The 22196-nt window shown below is 54.0% G+C and carries 21 protein-coding genes; 15 read left to right on the plus strand and 6 right to left on the minus strand.

From position 1 onward, the window contains the following. Positions 1-198: 198 nt before the first annotated feature. Positions 199-1233, minus strand: a complete 1035-nt coding sequence (locus tag HCH_RS01450; protein ID WP_011394308.1) for a Leu/Phe/Val dehydrogenase — start codon at positions 1231-1233, stop codon at positions 199-201. A gap of 374 nt (positions 1234-1607) precedes the next feature. Here HCH_RS01450 and HCH_RS34080 point away from each other — a divergent pair, with 374 nt between their 5' ends. Further along, positions 1608-2429: a hypothetical protein gene (locus HCH_RS34080; protein WP_011394309.1), complete on the plus strand. Its 822-nt coding sequence runs from the start codon at positions 1608-1610 to the stop codon at positions 2427-2429. Further along, positions 2407-3261: a fructosamine kinase family protein gene (locus HCH_RS01460; protein ID WP_049780813.1), complete on the plus strand. Its 855-nt coding sequence runs from the start codon at positions 2407-2409 to the stop codon at positions 3259-3261. Before HCH_RS34080 ends, HCH_RS01460 begins: the two co-directional genes overlap by 23 nt. Positions 3262-3271: 10 nt before the next feature. On the opposite strand, the gene HCH_RS01465 is transcribed toward HCH_RS01460, so the two are convergent. Further along, positions 3272-4219: an NADP-dependent oxidoreductase gene (locus tag HCH_RS01465; protein WP_011394311.1), complete on the minus strand. Its 948-nt coding sequence runs from the start codon at positions 4217-4219 to the stop codon at positions 3272-3274. A gap of 401 nt (positions 4220-4620) precedes the next feature. Here HCH_RS01465 and HCH_RS01470 point away from each other — a divergent pair, with 401 nt between their 5' ends. After that, positions 4621-5568 carry a L,D-transpeptidase family protein gene (locus tag HCH_RS01470; RefSeq protein WP_011394312.1) on the plus strand — a complete coding sequence of 316 codons (948 nt, stop codon included), beginning with the start codon at positions 4621-4623 and terminating at the stop codon, positions 5566-5568. Between the two features lie 9 nt (positions 5569-5577). On the opposite strand, the gene HCH_RS01475 is transcribed toward HCH_RS01470, so the two are convergent. Further along, on the minus strand, positions 5578-5868 hold the full coding sequence (locus HCH_RS01475; protein ID WP_011394313.1) for an Lpp/OprI family alanine-zipper lipoprotein: 291 nt from the start codon (positions 5866-5868) through the stop codon (positions 5578-5580). A gap of 295 nt (positions 5869-6163) precedes the next feature. Here HCH_RS01475 and HCH_RS01480 point away from each other — a divergent pair, with 295 nt between their 5' ends. From HCH_RS01480 to HCH_RS01500, 5 genes are all read left to right on the plus strand, one after another. Further along, complete coding sequence (locus tag HCH_RS01480) at positions 6164-8131, plus strand: sensor histidine kinase (RefSeq protein ID WP_011394314.1); 1968 nt, start codon at positions 6164-6166, stop codon at positions 8129-8131. A 4-nt stretch (positions 8132-8135) separates the two neighbouring features. Beyond that, positions 8136-9524: a sigma-54-dependent transcriptional regulator gene (locus HCH_RS01485; RefSeq protein WP_011394315.1), complete on the plus strand. Its 1389-nt coding sequence runs from the start codon at positions 8136-8138 to the stop codon at positions 9522-9524. A 48-nt stretch (positions 9525-9572) separates the two neighbouring features. After that, positions 9573-10541 (plus strand): M28 family peptidase, encoded by a 969-nt coding sequence (locus HCH_RS01490; RefSeq protein ID WP_011394316.1) that lies wholly within the window; start codon positions 9573-9575, stop codon positions 10539-10541. A gap of 194 nt (positions 10542-10735) precedes the next feature. Then, complete coding sequence (locus HCH_RS01495) at positions 10736-11149, plus strand: hypothetical protein (protein WP_011394317.1); 414 nt, start codon at positions 10736-10738, stop codon at positions 11147-11149. A gap of 275 nt (positions 11150-11424) precedes the next feature. Then, on the plus strand, positions 11425-11919 hold the full coding sequence (locus tag HCH_RS01500; protein WP_011394318.1) for a hypothetical protein: 495 nt from the start codon (positions 11425-11427) through the stop codon (positions 11917-11919). Between the two features lie 89 nt (positions 11920-12008). Here the strand turns inward: HCH_RS01500 and rarD are convergent, their stop codons facing one another. Next, positions 12009-12920: an EamA family transporter RarD gene (rarD, locus tag HCH_RS01505; protein WP_011394319.1), complete on the minus strand. Its 912-nt coding sequence runs from the start codon at positions 12918-12920 to the stop codon at positions 12009-12011. Between the two features lie 213 nt (positions 12921-13133). Between rarD and HCH_RS01510 the strand changes: the two genes are divergently transcribed. Continuing rightward, on the plus strand, positions 13134-14678 hold the full coding sequence (locus tag HCH_RS01510; RefSeq protein WP_011394320.1) for an FMN-binding glutamate synthase family protein: 1545 nt from the start codon (positions 13134-13136) through the stop codon (positions 14676-14678). Here HCH_RS01510 and HCH_RS01515 read toward each other — a convergent pair. Both HCH_RS01515 and HCH_RS01520 read right to left on the minus strand, forming a co-directional pair. Then, positions 14661-15197 (minus strand): chalcone isomerase family protein, encoded by a 537-nt coding sequence (locus HCH_RS01515; protein ID WP_049780814.1) that lies wholly within the window; start codon positions 15195-15197, stop codon positions 14661-14663. The genes HCH_RS01510 and HCH_RS01515 overlap by 18 nt on opposite strands. Continuing rightward, the gene (locus HCH_RS01520) at positions 15194-15760 is read right to left on the minus strand and encodes a nuclear transport factor 2 family protein (protein WP_011394322.1); all 567 of its coding nucleotides are present in this window, start codon (positions 15758-15760) and stop codon (positions 15194-15196) included. Before HCH_RS01520 ends, HCH_RS01515 begins: the two co-directional genes overlap by 4 nt. Before the next feature lie 216 nt (positions 15761-15976). Here HCH_RS01520 and HCH_RS01525 point away from each other — a divergent pair, with 216 nt between their 5' ends. Genes HCH_RS01525 through HCH_RS01550 form a run of 6 tightly spaced genes read left to right on the plus strand, consistent with a single transcriptional unit; the run spans position 15977 to position 22024 of the window. Then, positions 15977-16927 (plus strand): acyl-CoA desaturase, encoded by a 951-nt coding sequence (locus tag HCH_RS01525; protein WP_011394324.1) that lies wholly within the window; start codon positions 15977-15979, stop codon positions 16925-16927. Continuing rightward, positions 16924-18183 (plus strand): NAD(P)/FAD-dependent oxidoreductase, encoded by a 1260-nt coding sequence (locus HCH_RS01530; RefSeq protein ID WP_011394325.1) that lies wholly within the window; start codon positions 16924-16926, stop codon positions 18181-18183. The genes HCH_RS01525 and HCH_RS01530 overlap by 4 nt, the downstream gene beginning before the upstream one ends. Beyond that, positions 18167-18961: a DUF1365 domain-containing protein gene (locus HCH_RS01535; protein WP_011394326.1), complete on the plus strand. Its 795-nt coding sequence runs from the start codon at positions 18167-18169 to the stop codon at positions 18959-18961. The genes HCH_RS01530 and HCH_RS01535 overlap by 17 nt, the downstream gene beginning before the upstream one ends. Positions 18962-19005: 44 nt before the next feature. Further along, the gene (locus HCH_RS01540) at positions 19006-20244 is read left to right on the plus strand and encodes an SAM-dependent methyltransferase (protein WP_011394327.1); all 1239 of its coding nucleotides are present in this window, start codon (positions 19006-19008) and stop codon (positions 20242-20244) included. Then, entirely contained in the window at positions 20235-21014 is a 780-nt protein-coding gene (locus tag HCH_RS01545) for a DUF1295 domain-containing protein (protein ID WP_011394328.1), read from the plus strand. The genes HCH_RS01540 and HCH_RS01545 overlap by 10 nt, the downstream gene beginning before the upstream one ends. Continuing rightward, positions 21011-22024, plus strand: coding sequence for an SAM-dependent methyltransferase (locus tag HCH_RS01550; protein ID WP_011394329.1), 1014 nt, complete (start codon positions 21011-21013; stop codon positions 22022-22024). Before HCH_RS01545 ends, HCH_RS01550 begins: the two co-directional genes overlap by 4 nt. The last annotated feature ends 172 nt before the right edge of the window (positions 22025-22196 follow it).

Here is a 22196-nt window from a genome sequence, read left to right on the forward strand (position 1 = left end):
ACTACACACGAACGAGAGCAATCGCCAGTGTCTGACGCTCAATAGGGGGCGTCCTTATAAACCAGTGTAGACCGTTCCCGGTCATTTACCATCTGGGAAATTCCCCGTTCGCCCCGTCATTCGCGGGCGGACGGGGAATTGACTCCGTATTTTTCCCGTTTTATGCGAATTTGTGTTCTAGCGCAGCTCTATTTCAGTTTAAGCAGCTTCGGAAAGTCCTTGATAAAGCCGCATTTCCGCCAATTGGTCTGCGATTTCGCTGGTTGGCGCGCGCTGTTGTTCTGATTGAGTAAAGATTTCCGTCAAGGTGTTGGCGATTCGCGCCGTTTTGTCGTCAATGAGTAACTGTTTATTACCGCTATGGTGCAGTGAGGCGTAAATCAGCCCTCCGGCGTTGATAACATAGTCCGGCGCATACAGAATTCCGCGTTGGTGGAGGGCGTCGCCGTGGCGAGTCTCGCCCAGCTGGTTATTCGCTGAACCGGCGACGATAGCGCAATGAAGATGCGCAAGCGTTTTGTCATTGATAACTCCGCCAAGGCCGCAGGGAGCGAAGACGTCGCAAGGCGTACGATAGATGTCAGCCGGACTCGCCGCCTCCGCATTGAATTCTTCCTTTACGCGCTGGATACGCGCGGAATCGATATCCGTGACGATCAGTCTGGCGCCGGCCTGGTACAGAAACTTGCATAGAAGGTAACCGACATTGCCGACCCCCTGCACGGCGACCTTTACGCCGCTCAAGTCGCGTTTGAGTTTATAGGCCACGGCGGCTTTGATGCCCTCGAACACGCCCCTGGCGGTATATAAAGAGGGATTGTCCTCGTCACTGGTGCTGGTGACGTGGTTGGTTTCGCGTCGGATATAATCCATCTCCCGGGCGCTGGTGCCGGAATCGATTGCGGTGATGTAACGTCCGTTAATAGATTCAATAAAGCGGCCGAAGGTGCGGAAAAGTTTTTCCGCATCGTAAGCGCCTTTGGGCTTCAGGATAACGGACTTGCCGCCGCCCTGCTCCACGCCCGCCAGTACAGCTTTGTAGCTCATGCCTCTGGCGAGCCTAACGGCGTCCAGAAGCGCCGCTTCCGTGGAATCGTAAGAGATAAAACGGCATCCGCCCAAGGCGGGGCCGAACCGGGTATTGTGAATAGCGATAATCGCTTTGAGCCCACTGTCTGCATCGTCTCTGACATGCAATTCGTTGACTCGATATTTGTCGAGCAGATCAAACATGACTGCACTCCTCTTAAAAACTCACGCTGCAGCTAAGGGGAAAGGAGGCTTGTGGCCGCCGCGCCTGGCTGGAGCCGTGAAAGGTGATAACCTCGCGTCAACAGAGGAAACGCGCTTTTTTATTTTGTGCGGATGCGCTTTGCTGTAAGAAACTAAGGACCCGCGTTAGAGGGTATATCCCGCACTAAAGACGGGCCATAACCTCGTTTGAGTATAAAACGACCCGGCCGCTTAATAAACCCGCGGTCAGGCCCGGGGAAAATACTGGCGCAGTGACAGAGCGAAGCGGCTTGACTATGCTCATAGGTATCGGAGAAACCCATTAAAAATAACTAATTAAGCTGGCGCTCCAAAGCGTAGAGGAGATTCCGGCCGTGCGTACGATTGAAGAACTTGCGCTGGCGAGTGAATTGATGAAATGGGCGTACGTGAAAAAACTCACGTTGCATCCTGACTCTGAAGATTTATCCGCCATTCTCGAACAGCATCCTAAATTGGTGGTGGCGATGAACCACGGCCCGGCGCTGGGCGCTTTGGCCGCCGCCATTGCTCTGATGCACGCCTACTTACGTAGTGGCGGCGAAGAGCGCGTGCCTTTTGCATTGACGTGGCGGGGTTATTATCAGGTTCCCGTGTTTAAGCAGTTATTCACGTTATTGACGCAGGTTGATCGCGCGTTGTCGTTCAATGATGTGTTGCGATTGATGCGAGCCAGTCGCTATACGGACTGCCTGATCATGCCGGAGGGCGAGAACTGCAGCTTTGGCGACGGTCTGAACGTGCAGCCTTTCCTGAGTCCGCGTTTTATTGAGCTTTCCTTGCGGGCTCGCGCGCCATTGTTACTGTGTCTGCATCAGGGAGCGGAGTCCTGGGCCAAAGCTGTGCGCATTCCCCCGTGGCTGTTGGGCGTGGGGAGAGTGTTGCCCAGAAATATGGAGCTGCGGCTGCGGGACTCGCGAATGCTCAGCATTCCCTGCTTCCCACGCAAGCTCAGTAATCTGAATGTGATGTTCCGACTTTATCATCCTCGCCTGTCGGAAAAAGATCTCAGCGATGACGTTTCGATCAGGATGCGTCAGCTCTGGCAGGAAGCCTGGCAGATCCACGCTGTCATGCAATCCCATATTGAAAATATGGCGCAGGCGACGGCGCCCAGCTTACATGGAAATGACTATGAGCTTCACTCAGGAGGTTAGCGCGTGGCTGTCGGAGAACGGATATGGCGAACTTGAATCGTCTCAGTCCGTGGGGGGAGGGTGTATTAATCAAACCCTGGAGATTCACACCAGCCACAAAGAGCGGTTTTTTCTGAAGTATCATGGCTCGCCGCCGGTGGGTATGTTTTCGGTGGAGGCGCGTTCGTTGGATATTTTGCGTGAAGCCAGAGGCGTGCGCGTTCCAGTAGTCATCGCCAATGCCGAGCATTATCTGTTGTTGGAGTGGGTGGAGCCCCGCGAGAGAGCCCCGGATTACTGGGCCCGCTTTGGTGAAGGGCTGGCGAAGCAGCATCAGGTCGTCGCGCCGGAATTTGGCTTTGGCTTCGCCACCTACTGCGGAACGACCTTGCAGCCCAATGATAATTACACCGATGGATATGTTTTCTTCGCACAGCAGCGTTTGCTGTTTCAGGGGCAGCTCGCTTACGACAGCGGTAAACTGGAAAGTGGCTCCATGTGGCGTTTGGAAGCCCTTTGCCGCAAGCTTCCGGAACTGGTTCCACAGCAGCCGCCATCGTTGCTGCATGGCGATTTATGGTCCGGCAATGCGCATCAGGATGAAAATGGCGCTCCGGTGTTGATCGATCCCGCCTGCTATTACGGTTGGCGCGAGGCGGAGCTGGGCATGACTATGTTGTTCGGCGGATTTGGAGAGGCGTTCTACGCCGCCTATGAAGCGGCGTATCCATTGGAAAAAAGCTGGCGCGACAGGGTCGACATCTACAACCTTTATCATTTATTGAACCATCTCAACTTATTTGGAGGCGGTTACTCCGGGCAGGTGCAACGCATACTGGGCGCATACACCTGATTGGCGTTCCTTAGTCGTTCATCGTCAGTACGACTTTTCCACGCACGTGGCCGCCTTCCAGAAGGCGATGGGCTTCCGCAGCCTGCTCAAGCGGAAAGGTCGCTTGTACTTCCACATGTAGTTTTTCCTTGGCGGCGGACGTCAACAATGTCTGTAAACGGCGCGGATCGGGATGCACGGTATAGCCGCTGGCCTGTTTCCCCTGAACTTTTGCGGCGTCGCAAATATAGGGCGCGCTGATGGTCGGCAATGTCACCAATGCGCCTTTGGGTGAGAGAAAGTCCAAAGCCGCCAAACCGGTTTCTCCGCCCACGGCGTCAAAAATGAAATCCATATTGCGCAATTTTTCCAGCTCATGCGGATTGTGGTAGTCCACGGGAGTGATTCCCATACTGCTGAGGAAATCATGGTGGGACTTTGAAGCCGTCCCCCATACATAGGCGCTCTTGCTTTTCGCCAGTTGCGCAGCGAGATGCCCAACGCCGCCTGCTGCGGCCAGAATAACGACTTTTTGCCCTGCGCATAGCGCGCCCACTTCGAACAGGCCCTGCCAGGCGGTCAGGCCGGCCAAAGGTAACGCGGCGGCTTGCACATAAGAAAGTTCTGCAGGAATTTTGACCAGATTATCGGTGGGTAGGGCGATATATTCACTGTATCCCCCGGCGGGCAAAGGGAAGTTAACCAGACCGCAAACCCGGTCGCCGGGCCCAAAGGACAGGCCTGCGCCATTCACTTCAACAATCTCGCCTGCGATATCGTATCCGGGCGTCCAGGGCATACGGGTTTTGACCTTCTCCGCCACGAATCCCAAGCCTCTGCGAGTTTTAAAATCAATGGGGTTGACGCCGCAGGCGCGCACTTTTATCAGTGCTTGATTAGGGGTGGGCGTTGGGATTTTCGCTTCGGTCAATCGTAAAGTGGACGGGTCGCCAAATTCACTTATCTGGACGATCTTCATGGGGGAAATACCTCCTGTGAACAACCTCTAAAGACGGCCTCACTGCAGGTGAGTATTATTCTTTTGAGTTATTTAAACGTTATTTAATGTGGGCAAGTATACCTTTTCGGCGCCTCAGTTTCAGTGTGGCGGAGAGGTTTATTTGTTTGTGTTTAAATAGAAATGACTTGACGCGGCGGCGCCACGTGAGTGGATTTTTAATTTTGAATGAATAGATTATTGTATATAGCGCATAAGTTATGCGGCGTATATGCAATGGAGCGGAAAGTTTGCGTGAGTAATCACCAGATTGAGATAGGTACACCCCGCTCTGGGATTGTCGGGGGTTAGTGCTAAAATGCCGCTCAGATGACAACCTCAAAAGAACGAACCTATTTAGTCTCGTTACAGGAATTCGAATAATGAAGCTGAAAGCAGCCCTGATTGGATTAGTTGGCGCAGTGAGCATCCAGGCGTTAAGCGGTTCGGCCGGGGCGCTTGAGCTGACGTGGAATCCCAAGCAGGATATCGTCGGTAGAGAACATAGGCTGGTCGCGAAAAAAGAATACACATTCGTCGATCTCGGTGAGCAGTACAATTTTGGGTTTAATGAACTGGTTAGCGCCAACCCCGGCGTAGACGCCTGGTTGCCGGCGGAGGGCGACCAAATAGTCATTCCTGGCCGTTTTATCCTGCCGCCGGGATTACGCAATGGCATCCTGATTAATCTGGCTGAGTACCGCCTTTACTATTTTCAGCCGGATAAGAAGCGTCTGTATACCGTGCCTATTGGCATCGGCACCGTCGATTTCCCCACGCCGATCATGGACACCAAGATCGTCACACGAATGAAAAATCCCACATGGTACCCGCCAGAATCCATTCGTCAGAGACAGTTGGATGAGTATGGCGAGCAATTGCCGCGAGCGGTTCCCGCCGGGCCGGATAACCCATTGGGAGCCTATGCGTTCAAACTGGATGCGGACAGCTATCTGATTCATGGCACCAATAAAGGCGTTGGCATCGGGATGCGCGTCAGTCATGGCTGTATCCGACTGTATAACTGGGATATCAAACAGATGATGTCGATGGTGCCGGACAATACGCCGGTTAAGGTCATCAACCAGTCCGTCAAGCTGGCGGTGGATGGCGGCAAACTCTGGATGGAAGTGCATGCGGAGGCTGACGTCACTGAACAACAGTTACGGGAAGAGTATGCCTATCAACTGCTTAAGCTACAGTCGACTGGCGTCAGTGTGATGGTGGACGAAGAGAAGGTGACGAAAGCACTGGCGGAATTGACTGGCCTTCCCTCGCCTGTTGGAGAGCTGCAGCCGTCCCTGGCCGCAAGCATGTCATCCGGTTCGTAATGAACCGGATTACTTCATGCTGGCTCTTTCCAGCATGCGACGCGCGCGTTCGTTTGCTTCGTTAGCCGCTTTTTGAGCAGCCAGAGCTGCAGCTAAAGCTTCTTCAGCTTTGGCGTAAGCTTCGTTAGCGCGGGACAGAGCTGTATCGGCAGTGTTTTGCGCACCGGAAACAGCTTGCTCTGCGTTGTTCGCAGTAGTCGTGGCGGCGTCGAGGGCTTGACGGTCTTGCTCAGTCAAGCTGGCGCAACCACCGGCAAGCAACGAAGACATAACGATCCCTGAAACTAGAAGTTTTTTCATTGAGGTTTCCCCCTTTTTTATGGGTAATGATAATCTGTTGTGACTTTGAACCGGAGGTCCAAAGCGCCGGGTTAGTTTAATTAGACTGCATCGGGTTTTAAAGCCATTAAGTATAAATGCTAATCGGAATAATTAATTAGTAAGTTCTGCTCAGATATCAATTTATTTATGCTCTATAACAGGGCGTTTCAGTGGACGCTCCCATAATCGCTGCCTAATATTCTCCCTGTTCTCGCGAAACGAACGATAATTAAGGGTGTGTCGACTAAATATGCTTAATCAGATTTATTAATAAATGGTCATATTTAAAAGCGGGATTAAGCGACAAGCGTCCAAGCAGCAGATGACGCCAGGCTCTGGCGCCGGCGGTATGCGTTATTTGCGCAGCGGTATTTTTGTTTTGGTTTTATGTTTGCTTTTCAGCGGTATGATTTATGTCACTGAAGACTGGGCCAGGGCCTCTGCTGTTCGGGAGCTGGAGCAGGACGCCGCTAATGAATTGCAGCGCTCCGTTTCCAGCCTGCAAGCGTTGCTGAGTAAATATGAATCCCTGCCCCATATTCTCGCTGTAGATCCCCGTTTGCTGGCGTTGTTGCAGGATCCGACGAATGCTGAACTGACCAACCGTACTAACGCCTATCTTGAATCCATCAACTTTATTGGCGGCGCGGCGGATGTATATCTGCTGAATGCGCGAGGGGACACTATTGCGGCCAGTAATTGGCGCTTGCCGAGAACCTTTCTCGGACACAACTTTTCCTATCGGCCATATTATTCAGACGCCATGCAGGGACGCTCCGGGCAGTACTTCGCACTGGGGACGACCTCTGGCGTTCGGGGCTTCTATTTCTCTTTTCCGGTGTCCGATGACGATGTCATTCTGGGCGTCATCGTGGTCAAAATCGATCTCTCCGCCGTTGAGCAGCGTTGGGGCAGCCCTTGGGGGAAAAACGCCTACGAAGTGCTGGTCACGGATAATTATGGCGTGGTGTTTATATCCACCCGCGCGGAATGGCGTTTCCGGCTCACCCGTCCGCTCGGCGCTGCGGAAGCTCAGGAGATAGAAAGAGAGCAGCGTTATGATCCGGAGCTGTTGAAACCCATGTTGCTGACGCAAACGCAGGCGTCGGGTCAGCTGCTCGACTCCGCCACGCAATTTGTCCGCGCGGGTCTGAATGACGATGGCGCACAGACCTATCTGACCAAATCCGCAGACATGCCGCAGGCCGGGTGGAGGGTACGGGTCCTTTTGCCTATGGAGCGGGTGAAAAAAGAAATCAGCAACGTCCTGCTGCTCAGCCTGTCGATGATTTTTATCATTGTGCTACTGGCGTTGCTTTTAGTGGAGCGCGCGCGACGGGAACGGGCGTTGCGCGCCGCCCGCGATCTGCTGGAGGCGCGCGTGCAACATCGCACCCGTGATCTTTCTGAGGCTAATGCGCGGCTGCTTGAAGAGGTGGAGGAGCGTGAGCGGGCGGAGAAAGAGCTTAAACTGACCCAGGACGAGCTGATTCAAGCCGCTAAACTAGCTCTGCTGGGGCAGTTATCCGCGGGCATCAATCACGAGCTTAATCAACCGCTGACGGCGCTGCGCACCTATGCGCAGAATGCGCAGGCTTTCATTGAGCGTAATATGCCGGAGAAGGCGCAGTTGAACTTACGGGAAATTGTTGGCCTCACTGACCACATGGCTTCCATCATCGGGCAACTGAAAATCTTCGCCCGCAAAGAAGCCAATGTGTCTGGACCGGTGCACGTGAACAGTTGTATCGACGCGGCCTTGAAAATCACCGAACCGGAATTGCGCCGCGCACATGTGAATTGGCGCGTAGACGCCGCGGCGGACGATATTTATGTCCAGGGAGATATGGTGCGTTTGGAGCAGGTGCTGATCAACCTGATCACCAACGCATTGCACGCCATGTCCGGCAGTCAGGAAAAGCAGTTGCGCATTCAATGCCTCAATCTGGAGGACAAGGTGCGGATTCAGGTTCGCGATACCGGCTCAGGCATCCCTGAGCATGTAATGCAGCACATCTTCGAGCCATTTTATACGACCAAAAACAGAGGTCAGGGCCTGGGATTGGGTCTTTCTATTTCATACCGAATCATCGAGTCGATGAAGGGCGAATTGCGCGCCGCCAACAATGAGGAAGGGGGCGCGCTGTTTATGATTGAGCTGCCGCTGGCTCAGGCGGACGTCTCCAATGTTCACGACTCGCAAGCCGCCCTGCAATCTGTTGGCGGCGAAAATGAGGAGTAAGACTTTGCAGTCAGAGAATGCGGGCGCGTCAGGCGCCGAACTGATGGTGTATTTCATCGACGATGACCGCCATATTCTGCAGTCCGTCGGCCAGACATTGGAGCTGGAAGGCCTGCAGGTGGAAACCTTTCTCAGTGCGGAAGAGGCGCTGCGAAATCTGCAGACCGACTGGCCCGGCGTGCTGGTCAGCGATATCAATATGCCGGGAATGGATGGATTGCAGTTGATGCAGGCGCTGCAGAAAGTGGATTCCGAGACGCCGGTGATTCTGGTGACCGGGCACGGCGATATTTCAACGGCTGTATCCGCCATGCGCGAGGGGGCCTATGACTTTATTGAAAAGCCCTTCAGCAACGAACGTCTGCTGGATACGATTCGACGGGCCATGGATAAGCGTCGTCTGACGCTGGAGAACCGTGACCTGCGCAGAGAGTTGCAGGAGCAGAACGCTCCTGGGCCGCGCATTCTGGGACGCACTCCAGCGATTCAACGATTACGACGTGTACTGCAACAGATCATGAACACGCCAGCGGATATTCTGTTGTTTGGCGAAACCGGCGTCGGCAAAGAGCTGGTGGCGCGTTACCTGCACGAGCACAGCAACCGGCGCGAGCACAACTTTGTGGCCATTAATTGCGGCGCGGTGCCGGAGAATCTCATTGAAAGCGAACTGTTCGGCCATGAAGCGGGCGCGTTTACCGGCGCGGATAAGCGCCGTATCGGCAAATTTGAGCACGCCAATGGCGGAACCCTGTTTCTGGATGAAATAGAAAGTATGCCGCTGTCCCTGCAGGTCAAAATTCTACGGGTGCTGGAAGAGCGCAAAGTGGAGCGTCTAGGCTCCAATACGTTGATTCCTTTGGATTTGCGCGTAATCGCCGCCACTAAAATCAGTTTGAAGGAAATGGCGGATAGAGGTGAGTTCCGTAGCGATTTGTATTACCGGCTCAATACGGTGGCGGTGGAAATTCCCTCCTTGCAGGATCGGCTTGAAGATGTGCCCCTTTTGTTCGAACACTTTGCGTTAGTCGCCGCCGCCCGCTATCAACAGGAAATCGTGCCGTTAAAGCCTGAACAACGACATCGCCTGTTGACTCACAACTGGCCGGGCAATGTGCGGGAACTGCGCAATTTGGCGGAGCGTTACGTCATTATGGGGGAAGAGTGCTCCTTTGATATGGAGCACATGCTCGGCGAACCTGAGATACAAAGCCGCCGTACATTGACGGAAAAGGTGGAGCTATACGAACAGACGCTCATCCGCGAAGCCTTGGCCGCCCATCACGGCAGTATCAAGGACTCTCTTGTTGCGCTTGGTCTGCCGCGGAAAACCCTGTATGACAAGATGAAAAAATACGGCATCAGCCGTCAGGATTTTCGTGAGTCGGAGTAGGGCCCGCATTCTGATATTTTCTCTTCAAGGCATGAAGTTATTTCGTTTATGAAACGTCTACTGTGTTTCGTGGTGGCGCTGGCTGCTTCGCTGTTTGCGCTTTGGTATTTCATTACTGTTCCCGTCTTCTTTGTTTCGTCGCCCGAGAGCTACCAGCCGATGGCCAGCGCTGTCACATTGCGACGGCATGTAAGAACGCTTTCTGAGGAGTTGCCTCCCCGCTCTGAGGACGCTGATGAACTGGCGGCGTCTGCGGATTATATCCGGGCGCAATTTCAACTGCATACGGATAGAGTTGAAGAGCAACCCTACGGCGTGTGGGGAATCGAATATCAAAATATATCGGCGAAGTTCGGTCCTGACGACGATAATGGAGCAGTTATCGTCATTGGCGCTCATTACGATGCATTCAAGGGCTTACCCGGCGCAGACGACAACGCCAGCGGCGTCGCCGGACTACTTGAGCTGGCCAGACTATTCGCCGCTCAACCGCCGCCTATCCAGGTAGAACTAGTCGCGTACGCTTTGGAGGAACCGCCGTACTTTCGCACTGACGATATGGGGAGTTTTCATCACGGTCAGTCTCTGAGGGAGAAGGGTGCGGAAGTCAGATTGATGATCTGTCTGGAAATGATCGGCTATTTCTCCGACCAAGCCGGCAGTCAACGATACCCTTTAGCCAGATTGAATACGCTGTACCCGGACAAGGCGAATTTTATCGCCGTTGTCTCCAATCTTGGCGGACACAGCGACGTCCGCGCATTGAAAACCGGCATGCTACAAGCCACGCCTCTTCCTGTGGAGTCGATGATTGGCCCCGCTTTCCTGAGTGGCGTGGATTTCTCCGACCACATCAATTATTGGTATCACGATTACCCAGCAGTCATGGTGACCGACACGGCTTTCTATCGTAATCCCGCCTACCATACGGATCAGGACACCTGGGATACGCTGGATTATGAGCGTATGGCGATGGTGGTTGATGGTGTTTTTAATGGGGTGTCTAAACTTCTATAAAGTATGCTGAACCTACGGTCAAAATACTTTTTATCTAAATGATAAATAAGGGGGTTATGATGACGTTTGAACGGGTAAGTTAAGAATTAATAGTGAAAGTTCTGTACATTATGTGGCGTTAAAATTTAAGGGCGGAGATTGTATCGGATTGTATTTTTTGCCAACTATGCTAAATAAACTCAGGTTAATAGGGTATGACCAGATCATTATGCTTTTTTCTTCTGGCTTTTATTGTTCGCTCAGCCTTGGCTGAGACTACTGGTGTCCCAGCTTCAGTAAGTCAGGTTCAGACCGAGACTGTGAATGGCCAAGTTGTTAGGATTGTTCAGCACAATATGGAGATTAATCCCATCATTCAGTTCGAAATATTATCACGCCCTGACTTTGAGCCCATACAGACGTTGACCGCCGGGGAGCTGCCGTATGGTTCTGAAACGCTGAGCCTGAAGGATTCAAGCGGAGCTTTTGTGGAAGAAGTGATTGTCGAGGATACTCATATTAGTATTGTTTTCGAATATTTCTTTATTGAAGGCCCGTCTGCACTTTTGGAATGTCAGCTACCAGTGATTGGCAAACACTTTGGGCCATTCCAATGTGGTAAGAAATAGAAATTATTCTTCTCTCATTTTTTATTAATTTAATAGAGCGCATACCACAGAAATTGATCGATTCCTGATAAAAATACGCTGTTCAGTTTCAATTCAGCTTGTATCTCCATAATGGCCTCCGTGTTGTCGCTTCATCTGGTTTGACCGAGGTGGAGGGCGCATTTAACGGTTGCCTGCAGCTTTTGATGATAACGGGTGGTTTTCACCGCTGGCGTGGTCGGTTGTATGGCGGATTATCAAATAGCATTCGTGCATAAGTCATCTCAGGGATATCTATGAAAAAGGTAGTGGTAGCGTCGGTTTTAACTTCCTTTATTCTTTCCACAGGTTGCGCAAGTATTGTTAGTGAAAGCAGCTATCCGGTCGCGATAAGCAGTTCGCCTTCTAATGCGCAGTTTGTCATCGAAGATTTAAACGGCAATGAAATCCATGCAGGGCATACTCCCGCAACAGTGACGCTTAGCGCAGGTGGAAGCTACTTTCAAAAAGCGAAATATCGGGTGACGTTCCACAAAGATGGCTACGTGGATAAAACCGTCATGCTGGAAAGTACGCTGGATGGCTGGTATTTCGGCAATATATTGTTAGGCGGATTGATTGGTATGTTAATAGTTGACCCTATTACTGGCGCAATGTGGAAGTTGCCAGATGGAAAGGCGACGGTCCTGGAGGATAGGTATGCTTCAACACAGAACAACGGCGACCTGACTATCGTGTCCATCGACCAGCTGTCAGATGCAGAGCGTAACTCTCTGGTGCGCATTAACTAAGAATTCCGCTTGTCGCAGCGGGCGACTCGCCGCCCGCCGCCTACTTATCTTCTCTCTGTCGCCTCCCTTTTTCTATACGCAGAGCGGTCTCACGCCGCCGGCGCCAGTCGCCGTGAGCGATAGCGCATGACTGCATCCCAGGACACCAGCGCCAAGGCGCACCAGATAATGACAAACGTGGTCCATTTACCCTGGGGCACAGGCTCCTGGTAGAGCGTAATCGCCAGGATGAACATGATGCTGGGGCCGAGATACTGGAAGAAGCCGAGGATGGTCAGAGTCAGTCTGCGGCTGGCGATGATGAACAACAACAGCGGCAAGGTGGTCGCGGGGCCTGCTGCGAGTAGCAATAGATTGTGGTACGTGTCGTTAGTGAGCATGTTGCTGGCGGAGGACGCTGAGGCCCACATATAAATCAGCGCAGCCGGCGCCAACAGGCAGGTCTCCACACACAGTCCGCTGACGGCGTCCACCGCGACCTGCTTACGCAGTAAGCCGTAGAAGCCGAAGGAAAGCGCCAGCACAATGGCGATCCAGGGCAGGGAGCCGAAGGCGATGATTTCGAGTAAAACGCCACCTACAGCGAGGGCGGCGGCGATGCGTTGCAGGAAAGTCAGGCGTTCGCCCAGAAACAGATAGCCCAATAGCATATTAACCAGTGGGTTGATGTAATACCCCAGGCTCGCCTCGGTCATATGATTGTTGTTTACGGCCCAGATGAACAACAGCCAGTTGCCCCCTACCAATAACGCCGACAATGCCAGCCACCGTAATTTGCGCCATTCGAGCAGACCCGCGCGCACAGCCATCAGGCGCCCGCTTACGGCGCACAGCAATACAGTCAACACACTGGACCAGACAATGCGATGCCCCAGGATTTCCAGAGCGGGCATGTGGCTCAGTTGCTTGAAATAAATGGGCATGAAGCCCCAAAGGAGGAAGGCTCCCAACGCGGCTAAGGCGCCGGTGGATGAAGATGGTTGTGTAGACGATGCGCTCATGGGTTCCTGCAGAGGCAAAGGTAGGGACTGGTTACTATGCTGATGAAAGCCCTGACTGGCAAGCTCGGATTTACCTTGGTTTTTCAGAGGATGTGATTCGGTGGCGAGGGGAGCCGTCGCGTTGCATAATTTGTCCAATAACCGTGAACGGTTCCCTCTTGCTGCTAAAATCAGGCGCTACCACGCGACCCGCCGAATATGGAGACTGCTGCGATGCCCGATGCAATCCGAAACCTGACTTTCACCCTGGTTGAAATCGCCACCTTCTTCGGGGCGGCGGTGGTCGCCATATTAGTGGTCTGGGTGGCGATCGCCTATGTCATTGATATTACTCAGAAGAAACACGCGATCCGCCGTAACTTTCCCGTGATCGGACGATTCCGCTATTTCTTCGAGCATCTTGGAGAATTTTTTCGGCAGTATTTCTTCGCCATGGACCGGGAAGAATTGCCCTTCAATCGTGCGGAGCGCGCCTGGGTTTATCGCTCCGCCAAAAACGTGGATAACACGGTGGCGTTTGGCTCTACACGCAATCTCACTCATGCGGGCGAAGTGATATTTTTGAACTGCCCCTTTCCTACGCTGGAGGAAGACGCGGTGCCGCCAAGGGAAATCACCTTGGGAGAGGGTTTTGCGCGTACGCCCTACAGCACCAGCTCCATTTTCAATATCTCCGGAATGAGCTATGGCGCAATTTCCCGTCCGGCGGTGCTGGCGTTGTCACACGGTGCCAAAGAAGCGGGCGTATGGATGAATACTGGGGAAGGCGGGCTCACTAAATACCATTTGGAAGGCGGCTGCGATCTGGTGTTTCAAATCGGCACGGCAAAATACGGCGCACGTACTGAAGAGGGAGCGCTGAGCGATGAGAAGCTGGTTCAGATCGCCGCGCACGAGCAGGTAAGAATGTTTGAAATCAAGATGAGCCAAGGCGCCAAGCCCGGTAAAGGCGGCATTCTTCCAGGCGGGAAAGTAACGCAAGAGATCGCTGCTATCCGGGGTATTCCGGAAGGCAAATCTTCTATCAGCCCCAACGGCCATCCGGAAATCCGCAATGTGGACGATCTGATCGATATGATTCATCACATTCGCGAAGTCACTGGCAAGCCCGTTGGTTTCAAAGCGGTGATTGGCGCTTATGGCTTCCTCGATACCTTGTTCAAGCGTATCCATGAACGCGGGCTTGAGTATGCGCCGGACTTTATCACCATTGATAGTGCGGACGGCGGCACGGGCGCTGCGCCGCAGAGCCTGATTGACTATGTGGGACTGACCATCAAGGAAAGTCTGCCTTTGGTGGTGGATAAGCTGATGGAATACGGCTTGCGACATCGTATTAAAGTCATTTGTTCAGGTAAGCTCATCACGCCTTCCGGCGTCGCCTGGGCCTTGTGCATGGGGGCGGATTTTATCGTTTCCGCGCGCGGCTACATGTTCGCCTTGGGATGCATTCAGGCGCTGCAATGCAACAAGAATACCTGTCCGACCGGGGTCACCACCCATGATCCAGAGTTGCAGAAAGGTCTCGACCCCGCTAATAAAGCCGTGCGCGTCGCCAACTACGCCAAGAAAATGGCTTATGAGGTTGGAGTTATCGCCCACTCCTGCGGCGTGCGCGAACCCAGAGAGCTGCGTCGCTATCACGCCCATATCATCACCGACAGCAGTTTCTCCACGTCCTTGGAGACCTTGTTCCCAACCCGTCAAGTGCGCCCGGAATACGCCGAGGAAGTGGTCAAGCTAGTCCAGTCCGAGTAACCGCTGTTTCAGCGCCTCATCGAAGGGACGTCGGCCTAGCCAGATGCCGAAGTAGGCGTGCGCCAGCGGCTCCTCCCGCAGGCGCGACAGCTCCTGATCGTTGAGCAGCAGGCGTAGACCCTCGTCGGCTTGATACTCCAGCCGATACAGATCTCCGGCGGCCACATCGCGATAGCTGGAATGGAATTGGCGCAGGGCGCTAGTGTTTGCAGGCAAGGTCTGGTTGCGCCGCAGCAAGGCTTCCGCACTTTCGGTAAAAGCATGAGCGGGGATGTTTCGTTCATAGCGAAATAACATCACGCGACTTTCCTTTGTATCCTGCCTCCATGTAGCGGCGCAGTTTTCACGGTAGAGAGCGGCGGCGCCAACGGTGAAAAGGCGATAGGCCTTTAACTCTGCAACGCCGCAGCGTTGCAAGGTCGCGTCAGCGATCTGTTGCGTTGACGGAAAGCTGCCTGTGTCTGAAGCCCATGTTTTGGAAGCGCACAGCGCCAGGATGAGCAGCAGAAAGGCTTTCACTGGTCTGCGCCCACGCCGCTGCGAATTTTCTGCAGGACGCCTCCCACCAGTGGAAGATGGTTGTAAAAGCCTTCCGCACTGTCCCAGTAATCCTGGTGGAGAACGATCTTTCCTTGATCATTAAAACGCAGATGAGAGATCCCGATGGATGTGACTTCGACCTGTTTCCACCAGACTTTGAACTTTAAGGTCATGGTCCAGCGCAGCAGGATGTCGTCGCCTGTCGAAGCAAAGTCAAGAAACTGCACTGACGTGGAGGCTTTCTCCGCCATCGCGGCGAAATAGCGTGTAAGCTCCTCCCGTTCCTGCAAGCTGTGGAAGGTGTCATTGAAATAAAACGATTCCGCATAAGCGCGCTCGACGGCGTTTGGGATGTTGTCAGGCGTGAAATCGTTCATAAGCGCCACAAAGCCTTGCAGCCGTGGCTCCTGCTCAATGGAAGAGAAGGTTTCGGTCCCCGCTGCTTTCAAGTAATCCTGGTGAGGCGTCAAAGGACCTGAACTGGAGCAGGCGCTTAGTAGACTTGCGAAAGCGGCGGTCAAGCTGGTGCGAAGAAGGGCCATAACGTGGTTTCCTGAAAGGTTTTCGTGTACTTGATGCTAAGCTTTACGACGCTGGACGAGATTCAGTTTTGCCATGGCCGGCGATGATGAAGTTGAACTCTCGCCGAACCTGACCAACACAGTTATAAAATCCCGCCTGCAAACCAATCCGCTTCTTCGTTCGTAAGATATTGGCGATGACGGCTGCGACTCTCTCAACTGAGGACTGTTTTTAATATGCAAGGCTTGGGCAGGTTATTGAGCTGGATTGATAATGACCGCAAAGGAATGTTGGTAGATGTAGGTCGGGACGCTGTGGACTGGCGCAGAGTCTGGCCGTTCGTGGGCATTCACTTGGCTTGTCTGGCGGCGTTGTGGGTCGGGTGGAGTCCCGTTGCGGTGTGGGTTGCCGTTATCGCTTATCTGGTGAGAATGTTCGCCATTACGGCGTTTTATCATCGTTACTTTGCTCACAAGACCTTTCGCACCAGTCGCCCCATGCAGTTCCTCTTCGCGGTATTAGGGGCCTCCGCCACCCAACGGGGTCCACTTTGGTGGGCGGCGCACCATCGCCAACATCATCGCACCTCCGATACCGAAGCAGACCCGCACTCACCCAGACATGGCTTTTGGCGCAGTCATGCAGGGTGGTTTCTGGGGGGCAAACACTTCAAGGCTCCGCTGAACTTAGTGAAAGATTTCAGTCAGTATCCCGAATTGCGCTGGATTGATCGGTTTGATTTGTGCGTACCTCTGGCATTCGGCGTTGGTATGTGGCTCCTGGGCGAGTGGCTTGCATATGTGGCTCCCCACCTGCAAACCAATGGTTGGCAAATGTTGGTGTGGGGCTACTTTATTTCCACGGTGGCGCTGATTCACGCGACCTTGGCGATCAACTCTCTGGCCCACCGCTGGGGCGCGCGCCGTTACGAAACGGGAGATGATTCCCGTAATAACTTCATTTTGGCGCTGCTGACCCTGGGGGAAGGCTGGCACAACAACCATCATCACTACTCAGGAAGTGCGCGGCAGGGGTTCTTTTGGTGGGAGTTGGATCTGAGTTATTACCTGCTGCGTATCCTGTCGGCGTTAGGTTTGATCTGGGATCTCCGAGATGTTCCTGAACATAAGAAGTGGGCGCATAAGCCTGAAATCCAGGCCATGACGCTGAGCGGGGAGCGCAGATGAACATCGCGATTATCGGCGCCGGCGTTTCCGGCCTTACTGCAGCCTATTACCTGCATAAAAACCATGACGTCACGCTGTATGAAGCGAATGGGCGTCCAGGCGGCCACACTGATACGCACATTCTAAGTCTGGACGGTCAGGAGGTGGCGGTCGACTCCGGTTTTATCGTATTTAATGAACGCAATTACCCCAGATTCTGCGACATGTTGCGAGAATTAGGCGTGCAGTGGCGAGACAGCGACATGAGTTTCAGCGCGGTGAACGAGGCGACAGGCATGGAGTATGGCGCGGCGGGGCTAAGTCGACTGTTGGCGCAGAAGCGCAATCTGTTGCGACTGGATTTTTACTTGATGCTTAAAGATCTCATACGTTTTTACAAAGAAGCGCCGGAACGCGCGTTGGAAGTGGAGGCGGATCTGACATTGGGCGAATTTTTGCGTCAGGATGGATATAGTCGCGCGTTTATCGACAACCACATTGTTCCCATGGCTTGCGCCTTATGGTCTGCGTCTGCGCGGATGATTGAGGCTTTCCCGTTCCGGTTCTTCATCTCCTTCATGGACAATCACCGTATGCTGCAATTGCGCGGACGACCGCAATGGAAAGTGGTGGAGGGCGGCTCGCAGAAGTATGTGCAACGTATTCAGGCCGCGCTTGGGCGTCGCGTGCGTCTGTCCTGTCCTGTCTCCGTGGTGTCTCGCTGCGGCGACTCCGTGATGGTGCACTCGGAGCGGTATGGCGCTGAAAATTATGACGCCGTGGCCTTCGCCTGTCACAGCGATCAGGCGTTGGCTTTACTCAAGGATTCTGACAGTACGGAGCGTGACGTATTGGGCGCGATTCCTTATCAGGAAAATCTCGCGGTGGTGCATTCCGACATACGCGCCATGCCCTCGAAACGCGCCGCCTGGGCGAGCTGGAACGCCTTTATTCCACAGCAAGCGACTCAGCATTGCTCCGTCAGCTATTGGATGAATTCGCTACAAGGCCTGACTTGCCCGACTCCCGTGATTGTGACCTTGAATCCTACCTTCCCGATCGCCCCTGAAAAAGTATACGCCCGTCGCACATATGCGCATCCCGTTTACACTCATGAGACGCTGATGGCCCAGGCGCGACGTGAGGAAATCAATGGCCGCCGCAATACCTACTATTGCGGCGCCTATTGGGGCTGGGGCTTTCACGAAGACGGCGTGCGCAGCGCGTTGGATGTCGTGTCCCTGATCCAGCGGAGGCGATATGGCGTTGCGGCATAGCGCAATCTGCGAAGGTAAAGTGCGACATCGCCGCTATGCACCGGCGTCGCATTGTTTTGATTACCGAATCAGCATGACCTGGCTGGATCTGGATGAGTTGGATGAAATCAACGCATTGCCGCTCTGGTCCAGCCGTCGATTTAACCTGATGCAATTCCGGCGCTCGGATTATCTTCGCCCAGAGGTTCCGGATTTACGGCAGGCGGTATACGAGCGGTTGCAGGAAGGCGGCGTCACGCCGCAACCAGGCTCCGTTCGCTTGCTTACCCATCTGCGTTCCTGGGGCTTTTGTTTCAACCCCGTGTCGTTCTACTTCTGTTTTAACCTCCAGGATGAGTTGTACGCAATCGTCGCGGAGATTAACAACACGCCCTGGAACGAACGTCATTCCTACGTGTTGCCAGTGACGCCGCAACGGTTGCAGGGACAGGCGCTGACGTTCAGCTTTGATAAGGCGTTTCATGTGTCGCCGTTTATGCCGATGGCGTTGCAATACGAATGGCGATTCCGTCTCGACGAGAAACGGGTGTGGACGCACATGCGGTTATTGGAGCGCGGCGCAGTGGTGTTTGACGCCAGTCTGGGTCTGGTCAAGAAACCTCTGACCGCCGCCAGCGCATGGCGTGCGCCGCTTAAATTTCCCTTTATGTGCATGGCCGTGGCGATAGCGATATATCGGCAGGCGTTCTCGCTTTGGCGTAAAGGCGTTCCTTTCTATCCCCATCCCAATAAAAAGTCACGAAGGGAGAGGAAGCAGATGGAGCAGGAGACAGTTTAATACGGCGTTAAGCCTCGATAGTTCAAATAGCTGGAGAAATAACTATGTGGGCGAGTGCAATCAGCAAACCCTTATTGTTGCCCGAACGTTTTTGGAAACAAGCTTTATACCGTTTGTGCTCGGGTATACAAGGCGGAGAACTGGAGCTGCGCGGCGACGGAGAAAGTCGCGTTTTCGGCGCGCCGGGACGGGACGCTTTGCGGGCCAGGATCGACGTCGCAAACCCTGACTTTTATCGCATCGCGTTGACAGGTGGCGTCAACGGGTTGTCAGAAGCCTGGATGGCGGGCGCCTGGACGTCGCCGGACCTGACTGCGCTGGTGCGCTTGTTGTTGCGCAATCGCGCGCGACTGGAGCAGTTGGAATCCGGCATGGCGCGCCTGCCGGGGGCACTGAGTAAGCTTTGGCACAGCTTCAACCGCAATACGCTGCAGGGCTCCCGCAAAAACATTGCGGCGCACTATGACCTCGGTAATGATTTCTTCCACCTGTTTCTGGATGAAAGCATGATGTATTCCTCTGCGGTATACGTCACCGGCGAGGAATCCCTAGAACAGGCCTCGAAAGCCAAATTGGAGCGAATTTGCCGCAAGCTGGCGTTAACGCCTAACGATCACCTGCTTGAAATTGGTTCAGGTTGGGGAGGCATGGCCTTGTACGCCGCCCGGGAATATGGCTGCAAGGTCACCACGGCGACCATTTCCATTGAGCAGCACACAGCCGTAGTTGAGCAGGTTCGGCAGGCGGGGCTGCAAGATCGGGTGACCGTGCTGTTGCAGGACTATCGCAAACTGGAAGGCCGCTATGACAAGGTGGTCTCCATTGAAATGGTGGAGGCGGTGGGGCATCAGTTTCTGGATGGCTACTTCCGTCAAATCAGCGGCCTGTTGAAGGACGATGGTCTGGGGCTGATTCAAGCGATCACCATTGATGACAATCGTTATGAGAAAGCGCTGCGACACGTGGACTTCATCAAGCGCTATATCTTCCCCGGCAGCTTTATCCCCTGTGTGTCGGTGCTGACGCAGAGCGCCGCCAATGCCGGTTTGCGCCTGTTTAATCTGGAGGATATCGGCGAAAGCTACGCCCTCACTTTGCAGGAATGGCGCAGTCGCTTTCTAAAAAGTCTGCCGCAAGTACGCGCGCAGGGATTTGACGAGCGTTTCATTCGCATGTGGGAGTTTTACCTTTGCTATTGCGAAGGCGGCTTCCGCGAGCGGGCAATCTCCAATGTGCAGATGCTGTTCGCCAAACCGGATAGTCGGCGCGGGCAATGGCTGTGAATCTAATGCTGCTGTGGTGGTCGCCGGCCTGTCTGGCGGCCGTCTTCCTGTTGGGATACCTGGTGCAGACTCGCAGTCGGAATGCGGGATGGGTCGATGTCTGGTGGGCGGCGGGCGTTGGCGTCACTGGGGCTTTATACGCGTTAGTGGGAACGGGCGAACTGGCGTTACGTCTGACCGTGGCGGTGATCTATCTGGTCTGGTTTGGACGTCTGGCGTGGCATTTGGCGAACCGAATTTCCCACACGGAGGAGGACGGTCGATACGCTGCTCTGCGTGCATGGGCGGGAGATCGCTGGCGCAGCGTATTTCTCGGGCTGTATATGATGCAGGCCTCCTGGGTGTGGATTTTCACTTTGCCCGCCTGGGTGCTTAGTCAGGCGCAGACGCCGCCTGCGCCTCTATATGCGGCTGCGCTGGCGCTGGTAGTCGCCGCCTGGATGGGCGAAGCGCTGGCGGACCGGCAGTTGGCGACGTTTAAAGCCGATTCGCAAAACCAGGGTAAAACCTGCCGACAAGGTCTATGGCGCTATTCGCGGCACCCCAATTACTTTTTTGAATGGCTGCACTGGTTCGCCTATCCGCTATTGGGCGCCGCTTCCGCCTGGAATCTCTGGTTATGGCTCGCGCCAGCGCTGATGTTTGTCTTCCTGTATTTCATTACCGGCATTCCGTTCACCGAACGACAGGCGTTGCGTTCACGAGGAGAGGATTACCGGGATTATCAACGCCGCACCCCTATGTTTATTCCCTGGAGGCCCAAGTCATGAGCATGATTGAACTGGCGGAAAAAGGCTGGTTGCCTGACGCCCTGATTCGCTTTGGCATTCGTCGCCTGTGTCGCGAGCGTCTGACGCAGGAGCGCAAGCGTGGCGGCGGCGAGCTTGAGAGAATCGCCCGCTACCTCGACGGTCCCATCGCCATTGAGACACGGGCGGCGAACGAGCAGCATTATGAGGTTCCCGCTGAGTTTTATCGCCTGGTCTTAGGGCCGCGCTTGAAGTACAGCGCCTGCTGGTGGGGGAAAGAGGTAAGCGATCTTGCCGCAGCGGAGGAAGCAATGCTGGCTATATACGCAGAGCGGGCTCAGCTGGCCGATGGACAACGGATACTTGATCTGGGGTGCGGTTGGGGATCTCTGAGTCTATGGCTGGCGGAGACCTTCCCCAAGGCGGAGATTACTGGCGTGTCCAATTCCTCATCGCAGCGTAGTTACATTGAGGAGCAGGCGGCGCTGCGCGGTCTGAGCAATCTTAAAATTCTGACATGCGATGTGAATGTGTTTTGCCCCACTACAACATTCGATCGCATTGTTTCGGTCGAAATGCTGGAGCATGTGCGTAACTATCAGGCCTTATTTGAGCGTATCGGACAGTGGCTGACGCCAGCGGGTTTGTTTTTCGCTCACATATTCTGTCATCGCAAACTGCTCTATCCCTTTGAAACGGAAGGCGCCAGTAACTGGATGGGCAGATATTTCTTTACGGGAGGGCTGATGCCGGCGGCGGGCACATTTGGCCATTTCCAGCAGAATCTGCGCCTGATGCAGCAATGGATGCTGGACGGTCGCCACTATGGCGCGACGGCGGAAGCCTGGCTAAGCAACCTGGACGCCAATGAGGCTGCAGTAAGACGAATCTTTGCTGAGGCCTACGGAGAGGACAGCGCCGAGCTTTGGACACAACGCTGGCGTATGTTTTTCATGGCCTGTGCGGAGCTGTTTAACTACCGCTCTGGCGCAGAATGGCAGGTAGGGCACTATCTATTTATGAAGCAATAGTCGCGTTTGACTTTCTAAGCGATAGTGACACTGGCGACGGTCGCTATCGCCCTCTGTGAAAAACAGCCCTTTCTTCATTATTAATTTTTCTTGTCTTAATGGAATAAGTGCGTCCTGCACTCCAAATGTAATAACGATATATATAGAAATGAATATGTATCTGCAAATGGCA

The organism is Hahella chejuensis KCTC 2396 (assembly GCF_000012985.1).
Taxonomy (GTDB): domain Bacteria; phylum Pseudomonadota; class Gammaproteobacteria; order Pseudomonadales; family Oleiphilaceae; genus Hahella; species Hahella chejuensis.

Excerpts from the sequence above, each read along its gene's own strand:
- HCH_RS01450 (WP_011394308.1), bottom strand. The coding sequence starts at position 1,233 with ATGTTTGATCTGCTCGACAAATATCGAGTCAACGAATTGCATGTCAGA.
- HCH_RS01495 (WP_011394317.1), top strand. The coding sequence starts at position 10,736 with ATGACCAGATCATTATGCTTTTTTCTTCTGGCTTTTATTGTTCGCTCA.
- HCH_RS01465 (WP_011394311.1), bottom strand. The coding sequence starts at position 4,219 with ATGAAGATCGTCCAGATAAGTGAATTTGGCGACCCGTCCACTTTACGA.
- HCH_RS01470 (WP_011394312.1), top strand. The coding sequence starts at position 4,621 with ATGAAGCTGAAAGCAGCCCTGATTGGATTAGTTGGCGCAGTGAGCATC.
- HCH_RS01520 (WP_011394322.1), bottom strand. The coding sequence starts at position 15,760 with ATGGCCCTTCTTCGCACCAGCTTGACCGCCGCTTTCGCAAGTCTACTA.
- HCH_RS01535 (WP_011394326.1), top strand. The coding sequence starts at position 18,167 with ATGGCGTTGCGGCATAGCGCAATCTGCGAAGGTAAAGTGCGACATCGC.
- HCH_RS01550 (WP_011394329.1), top strand. The coding sequence starts at position 21,011 with ATGAGCATGATTGAACTGGCGGAAAAAGGCTGGTTGCCTGACGCCCTG.
- rarD (WP_011394319.1), bottom strand. The coding sequence starts at position 12,920 with ATGAGCGCATCGTCTACACAACCATCTTCATCCACCGGCGCCTTAGCC.
- HCH_RS01490 (WP_011394316.1), top strand. The coding sequence starts at position 9,573 with ATGAAACGTCTACTGTGTTTCGTGGTGGCGCTGGCTGCTTCGCTGTTT.
- HCH_RS01525 (WP_011394324.1), top strand. The coding sequence starts at position 15,977 with ATGCAAGGCTTGGGCAGGTTATTGAGCTGGATTGATAATGACCGCAAA.
- HCH_RS01540 (WP_011394327.1), top strand. The coding sequence starts at position 19,006 with ATGTGGGCGAGTGCAATCAGCAAACCCTTATTGTTGCCCGAACGTTTT.
- HCH_RS01480 (WP_011394314.1), top strand. The coding sequence starts at position 6,164 with ATGGTCATATTTAAAAGCGGGATTAAGCGACAAGCGTCCAAGCAGCAG.
- HCH_RS01460 (WP_049780813.1), top strand. The coding sequence starts at position 2,407 with ATGAGCTTCACTCAGGAGGTTAGCGCGTGGCTGTCGGAGAACGGATAT.
- HCH_RS01475 (WP_011394313.1), bottom strand. The coding sequence starts at position 5,868 with ATGAAAAAACTTCTAGTTTCAGGGATCGTTATGTCTTCGTTGCTTGCC.
- HCH_RS01510 (WP_011394320.1), top strand. The coding sequence starts at position 13,134 with ATGCCCGATGCAATCCGAAACCTGACTTTCACCCTGGTTGAAATCGCC.
- HCH_RS01500 (WP_011394318.1), top strand. The coding sequence starts at position 11,425 with ATGAAAAAGGTAGTGGTAGCGTCGGTTTTAACTTCCTTTATTCTTTCC.
- HCH_RS01530 (WP_011394325.1), top strand. The coding sequence starts at position 16,924 with ATGAACATCGCGATTATCGGCGCCGGCGTTTCCGGCCTTACTGCAGCC.
- HCH_RS01545 (WP_011394328.1), top strand. The coding sequence starts at position 20,235 with ATGGCTGTGAATCTAATGCTGCTGTGGTGGTCGCCGGCCTGTCTGGCG.